Source organism: Actinomycetota bacterium (assembly GCA_040755895.1).
Taxonomy (GTDB): domain Bacteria; phylum Actinomycetota; class Aquicultoria; order Subteraquimicrobiales; family Subteraquimicrobiaceae; genus Subteraquimicrobium.
Genome location: JBFMAG010000119.1, coordinates 1 through 6,123, shown reverse-complemented (window position 1 = coordinate 6,123; position 6,123 = coordinate 1). Strand labels below are relative to the sequence as shown.

6 protein-coding genes are annotated in these 6,123 nt (G+C 46.0%); all 6 read left to right on the top strand.

Annotated elements, in window-relative coordinates:
• The coding region (gene xseB, locus AB1466_05525) for an exodeoxyribonuclease VII small subunit (GenBank protein ID MEW6189551.1) at positions 1–246 on the top strand (246 nt) is incomplete at its 5' end.
• Complete coding sequence (locus AB1466_05520; protein MEW6189550.1) at positions 227–1,111, top strand: polyprenyl synthetase family protein; 885 nt, start codon at positions 227–229, stop codon at positions 1,109–1,111. The genes xseB and AB1466_05520, both read left to right, overlap by 20 nt.
• Before the next feature lie 12 nt (positions 1,112–1,123).
• Positions 1,124–3,070 carry a 1-deoxy-D-xylulose-5-phosphate synthase gene (gene dxs / locus AB1466_05515; protein MEW6189549.1) on the top strand — a complete coding sequence of 649 codons (1,947 nt, stop codon included), beginning with the start codon at positions 1,124–1,126 and terminating at the stop codon, positions 3,068–3,070.
• 30 nt (positions 3,071–3,100) lie between these two features.
• Positions 3,101–3,928 carry a TlyA family RNA methyltransferase gene (locus tag AB1466_05510; protein MEW6189548.1) on the top strand — a complete coding sequence of 276 codons (828 nt, stop codon included), beginning with the start codon at positions 3,101–3,103 and terminating at the stop codon, positions 3,926–3,928.
• 28 nt (positions 3,929–3,956) lie between these two features.
• Positions 3,957–4,817 carry an NAD(+)/NADH kinase gene (locus AB1466_05505; protein MEW6189547.1) on the top strand — a complete coding sequence of 287 codons (861 nt, stop codon included), beginning with the start codon at positions 3,957–3,959 and terminating at the stop codon, positions 4,815–4,817.
• A 429-nt stretch (positions 4,818–5,246) separates the two neighbouring features.
• Positions 5,247–6,123, top strand: an 877-nt coding sequence (gene steA, locus AB1466_05500) for a putative cytokinetic ring protein SteA (GenBank protein MEW6189546.1), incomplete at its 3' end; no start/stop codon positions are given.

Genomic DNA, 6,123 nt, shown 5'->3' with positions numbered 1-6,123 from the left:
TGGAAGAATGGTTACAGCAAGGAGGGACTCATGACTCATAGTGAAGAACTTACTTTTGAAGAAGCTTTAAATCGCCTTCGAAAAATCGTAAGTTTGGTGCAGAGAAAGGAAGCGAGTTTGGGGGAATCGCTGGATCTTCTGGAAGAAGGAATACGTTTGGCCAATATATGTACCGAAAAGGTTGATAACACCCGTTGGTTCGAAGAGGGGTTGGAGGAGCATAGGAGTGAGAGCAATCTATCCTGAGGGAAAACGGTTGCTGGTTGAGGATGCCTTACATCGCTTTTTCCCTTCGGAGGATAATTATCCCCAAGTGATTTATAAGGCCATGAGGCATAGTCTTTTTTCAGGCGGTAAGCGCTTTAGGCCAGTACTCACCCTCCTCGTTGCCGAGACTTTTGGATGTGTACCTGAAAGAGTTCTTCCCACGGCTTGTGCCATTGAGTATATCCACACTTACTCCCTGATACACGACGATTTACCGGCAATAGATAATGATGATCTTCGGCGAGGCCAGCCAACTTGCCATGTTTTATTCGGTGAGGATATTGCAATTTTAGCCGGAGATGCCCTTTTTGCTGAAGCTTTTTATCTGGTTTCTGCCAAGCAACAAGCTGATGATCCTCTCAAAATCATTAGGGTCATCGGGGAGTTGGCATCGGTTTCTGGTGCTCGGGGAATGGTTGGAGGGCAAGTTATGGATGTTCTCTCCTCGGGGAGACGAGTTGATTTCGCCACCTTGAATTTCATTCATACCCACAAAACCGGTGAGCTTATAAAGGCTGCAGCCAGAGTCGGTGCCATCTTGGCCGGTACTTCTGAAGAAGAATTGGCGATTATTACCGAGTATGCACACCATCTTGGTCTAGCCTTTCAAATCACCGATGATATTCTCGATGTAGTTGGAGAGACGGTTCTTTTGGGGAAAAAAGTTGGTTCCGATCGAGAGCAATTAAAGCCAACATTTCCTGCGACTTTTGGCTTGGAGAGATCCAGGGAATTGGCACGAGAAGAAACGGATAAAGCAAAAGAAGCTTTGACCAGATTGGGGGATAGAGATACTCGGGCTTTGGCAAATCTTGCAGAATTTGTTTGTGAGAGAGAATCATAAGGAGCGTTCAAAGTGAATTCGAAGATTCTAGATAAAATCCATTCTCCAGCTGATCTGAAAAATCTTTTACCTGACGAATTACGAATTTTAGCTCAAGAAATTCGTCAGAAAATTATCTCTACCGTTTCAAAGACTGGTGGACACCTCGCCCCCAATCTTGGGGTAGTCGAGCTGACCATAGGATTACACCGTGCTCTGGACAGCCCGAAGGATAAAATCGTCTGGGACGTGGGACATCAATCCTACGTCCACAAGTTGCTCACCGGACGAAAGGATCAATTTGATACCCTCCGTCAATATGGTGGCCTAGGTGGCTTTCCCAAGAGGTCGGAGAGCGAGCACGATGTCTTCGACACGGGTCATGCTAGTAATTCTATAAGTATAGCCCTGGGGTTAGCTGAGGCAAGGGACAAAAGAGGCACCGATGAAACCATCGTTGCCGTCATTGGGGATGGTTCTCTCACCGGAGGGATGGCCTATGAAGCCCTTAATCAAGCCGGTCATCTAAGGACGAAATTGATGGTGATATTGAACGATAATGAGATGTCCATAGCCAATAATGTTGGAGCCATGTCTTCCTACCTCAGTCGAATTCGCCTTGATCCCGCCTATAATAGGATAAAGGAGGAAATCGAGCAAAGGATAAAGAAGATACCCGCCGTCGGCGAAATGATGTATGCCATTGGGGGTCACATAAAGGAGAGTCTCAAGCACCTACTGGTACCGGGTATGATCTTTGAAGAACTGGGGATAAAATATGTGGGACCAATCGATGGTCATAACATTGAAGCCGTGGAACAAAGCATCCGACTGGCCAAGAAAATCAGCGGACCGGTGCTCATCCACGTTTTGACCAGGAAGGGATATGGTTATCAACCAGCCGAGAAAAATCCGGATAAGTTTCATGGACCAGCGCCCTTTGTAATCGAGACGGGGGAGCCCAAGAAGAAGAGCAAGTTTCCATCGTATACTGAAGTATTTGGTGATACCTTGGTGGAGCTGGCGAAGGAGAATCAACGGATAGTGGCAATAACTGCGGCTATGCCCAGTGGCACGGGTCTGGATAAATTCGCGGATGCTTTTCCGGACCGCTTCTATGATGTAGGCATTGCTGAACAGCATGCGGTCACCTTTGCGGCGGGCTTGAGTCTGGGTGGATTGCTTCCCGTGGTCGCGATATATTCAACCTTTTTAGAGAGAGCCTACGATCAAATCATCCAAGATGTATGTCTACAGGGCTCACATGTTGTTTTCGCCATAGATCGGGCTGGACTCGTGGGAGAGGATGGTCCCACTCATCATGGTACATTCGATCTCACTTACTTAAGACATATTCCCAATATGGTGATTATGACTCCGAAGGATGAAGACGAGCTACGCCACATGCTGTACACTGCCATCAACATTGAAAGCCCGGTGGCTGTGAGATATCCCAGGGGTTCTGCCTTGGGCGTGAAACGCTCCAGGAATTTTAATATGCTCAAAATAGGCGAGGGAGAGATCCTAAAAGAGGGTAAAAATGTATGTTTTCTAGCCATTGGAAGGATGGTAGATGTAGCCTTAAAAGCTGCGGAGATTCTGGAAGGGAAGGGAACTTCATGCACCGTTGTGAATGCAAGGTTTGTCAAACCTCTCGATGAAAGATTGATCTGCACGATATGTCCAAATCATGATCTTACCGTAACTCTAGAGGAAAATTCCTCGATAGGCGGATTCGGCAGTGGCGTGTTGGAGGTTTTAAATGATAGGAAGATTTCTCTCCCAGTGCTTAAGGTGGGTCTCCCGGACAAGTTTATAACCCACGGCTCCATTGGTGATCTCTTATCCTCTTTGAATCTCGATGCGCCGGGAGTCGCATCAACCGTAGAGGATGGGCTCAAAAAGCTCCCTAAACTGGTGGAGAGGATCGATCGCGACGTTGAAAGAGTTAGCTCTCGGATTACTGATCTTCCAAGCTAGTTGCTTTAAACTGTGAAATATGGAGGATTCATGGGCAGGAGAGAGCGCGTGGATGTGGTTTTGGTCAACAGAGGGTTTTTCTCCAGCAGGGAGCGAGCACAAGCTGCTATTTTGGAGAGAAGAGTCCTCGTGGATAATAAAGTCGTGCACAAGGCGGGGACTCTAATCGATCCCAAGAGCGCTATTAGCATAAAAGGTGAGGAAATTTCCTACGTATCCCGGGGTGGGGTTAAACTCAAAAGGGCCCTCGATGAGTTTAGAATAGATGTGGAGGGGCGAATAGCTTTGGATGTTGGGGTTTCAACGGGAGGATTCACGGATTGCTTACTTCAACATGGAGCAAAACAAGTGATTGCAGTGGATGTAGGTTATGGGCAAATAGCTTGGCGTCTCCGCCAAGACCCTAGGGTTTATCTCTTAGAGCGAACCAATATTCGCTACTTGACACCGGATAAAATACCCGCCTTAGCCGATGTTGCCACCGTCGATTTATCCTTTATTTCCGTAAAAAAGATAACCGCGAATTTGATTAAACTTCTGAAACCCAAGGCCCAATTGGTGGTTCTAATTAAGCCACAATTCGAGGCTGGCCGAGAATTCGTGGGCAAGGGGGGAATCGTAAAGGATCCTGAGGTGCATGAAAGGGTCCTCGTAGATCTCTGGAGATATTTCGAAGGCGAAGGGTTTGAGGTCAAGGGCCTCATCTACTCTCCTCTTCGAGGAACGGAGGGAAATATCGAATTCCTCATGTACCTGGTCTTGGATGGTGAAAGAAGAAGGGAAGAATCCCATATATTGAAAAGGGTCAAAAGCGTTGTAGAGGAAGCCCATGGAGCTTTAGATTTTAGGAAATGTTAATGAGTTTCATGGATCGTTGGGGATTATTATGAAAGCTGTGGCTATCGTGCCTCATCTTGGAAAAGCAGAGGTTGTTTCCATCACACGGAATGTTATAAATTGGCTCCGTGAACGGAATATCAAGGTAAAGATGCCCGAGGATGAAGCTTTGACCTTAAATCGTCCAGATTTGGGCTATCCCGAGGAGAAGATCGCCGAGGACATAGAATTGGTCATCGTTCTTGGTGGGGATGGCACAATCTTAAGAGCTGTGAGATTGCTTCGAGGCAGTGATATACCGATTCTCGGAGTCAATTTGGGTAAATTTGGTTTCCTTTCGGAAATAGAGGTCAAAGATTTATATCCCGCACTCACCAGGATAATGAATAAGGATTTTAGTTTGCAGAAGAGGATGATGCTCGATTGCGAAGTCGTTCAGGGGCGAAAAAGTCTAGCCAAGCATATCGCCCTAAATGAAATAGTTGTTGGGAGAGGAGTGCGACAAAGACTGCTGGAATTCGACGTTTACATCAACGACGAGTTTTTCAATAGATATGCTTCCGATGGTCTCATTTTTGCAACCCCCACGGGTTCAACGGCCTATTCCCTTTCGGCGGGAGGACCACTTGTTTCTCCCGATACGAGACTTATTCTCATGACACCGGTGTGTCCACATTCCCTTTTTAACAGGACTGTGATCTTGAACGACTCGGACGAAATAAAAGTGTGTTCTAAGAGTGGGCAATTGAGGGTCACGGTGAGCGCAGATGGGATGATCATTTTTGAGGGAAAACCCTTTGACTTTGTGAGGATATCTACCTCAGCCTTTTCCATTAGCTTGGTAAAGCTCGACGGGCGAAACTTCTATACCCTTTTAAAAGAGAAACTCGCAATCTGGGAATCCTTCTAAGCAACGGACACCGCACTGCCGCATTCCGTCGCCCTAAGTATCGATTTTCTAAAATTTCTCAATTTTATCTGGACTATTAACGAATTAGGTTTACACTTTGGCATTCAAGGGAGGGGTAAGTGCTCAAGAAAGTGTCGGAGCCCCTCCTCAAATGAAAAATTTAAAATGGAAAATTTAAAACTACAATCCAAAATTAAAAATGTGAAAATCTTTGAAGATCCAAAGATAGGTGCCATATCGGGTGGCCAACACCCAACAATTTTGCATTTTTCTCTGTCATTTTTAATTTTTATATTTCATTTTTTATTTTCCATTGGGTCGACCGCTTTGGCTCAGGAGCACTTACCCGACAATGGTGTTAATCCATCTCGTTAATAATGCATTTAATCTTTAGGAGTAAAATATCTGTGGGATATTGTGAGGTAAGATATGTATTTTGAGGGAAGGGCTCGTTTGGATAAAAAGACGAAGAATCTGGTCAAGCGTTTGAAGCCAAGGGAAATTGCGGTGATCGATCACAGGGATTTGGATAGAGTAACCGCGGAAGCTCTAATCGAGATTAAACCGGGGGCGGTCATTAACGCGAGCTCCTTTAGTACTGGACGTTATCCAAATATAGGACCCCTGCTCCTGTGCTCGGCGGGTATATATATGGTAGATAATGTGGGTGACGAAATTTTTAAGAAGGTCAAGGAGAGTGAAAGGCTTGTCATCCAGGAAGGCAAAATTTTCTTACGTGGTGAGCTCATTGCCAGCGGCGAAGTCCTCACGATTCCCACCATTCAACGGGAGATAGAAAAAGCGAAGGAGGGTTTGAGCACCGAACTCGAGAAATTTGCCACCAATACCCTCTATTATATGCAAAAGGAAAAGGCTCTACTTTTAGAAGGAGTAAATTTACCCACAACTTCCCTCGATTTCAATGGGCGTCATGCTCTGGTGGTGGTCAGAGGCTATGATTATAAGGCCGATCTGAAGGCATTGAGTTCTTATATCCGGGAAATCAAACCCGTCTTGATTGGTGTTGATGGAGGAGCCGACGCCCTGATAGACGAGGGTTATAAACCTGATATAATCATTGGAGATATGGACAGCGTAAGCGATGGGGCTTTGCTCTCCGGTGCCGAGCTGATAGTCCATGCTTATCCAGATGGCCGAGCACCTGGGCTTTCTCGCTTAAAAAATTTGGGTCTTTCTCCCATAATTTTTAGAGCCTCTGGAACAAGCGAGGATGTAGCCTTGCTTCTGGCTTATGAGAAAGGGGCGGAGTTAATAGTAGCCGTGGGAACACACGCCAATCTCATCG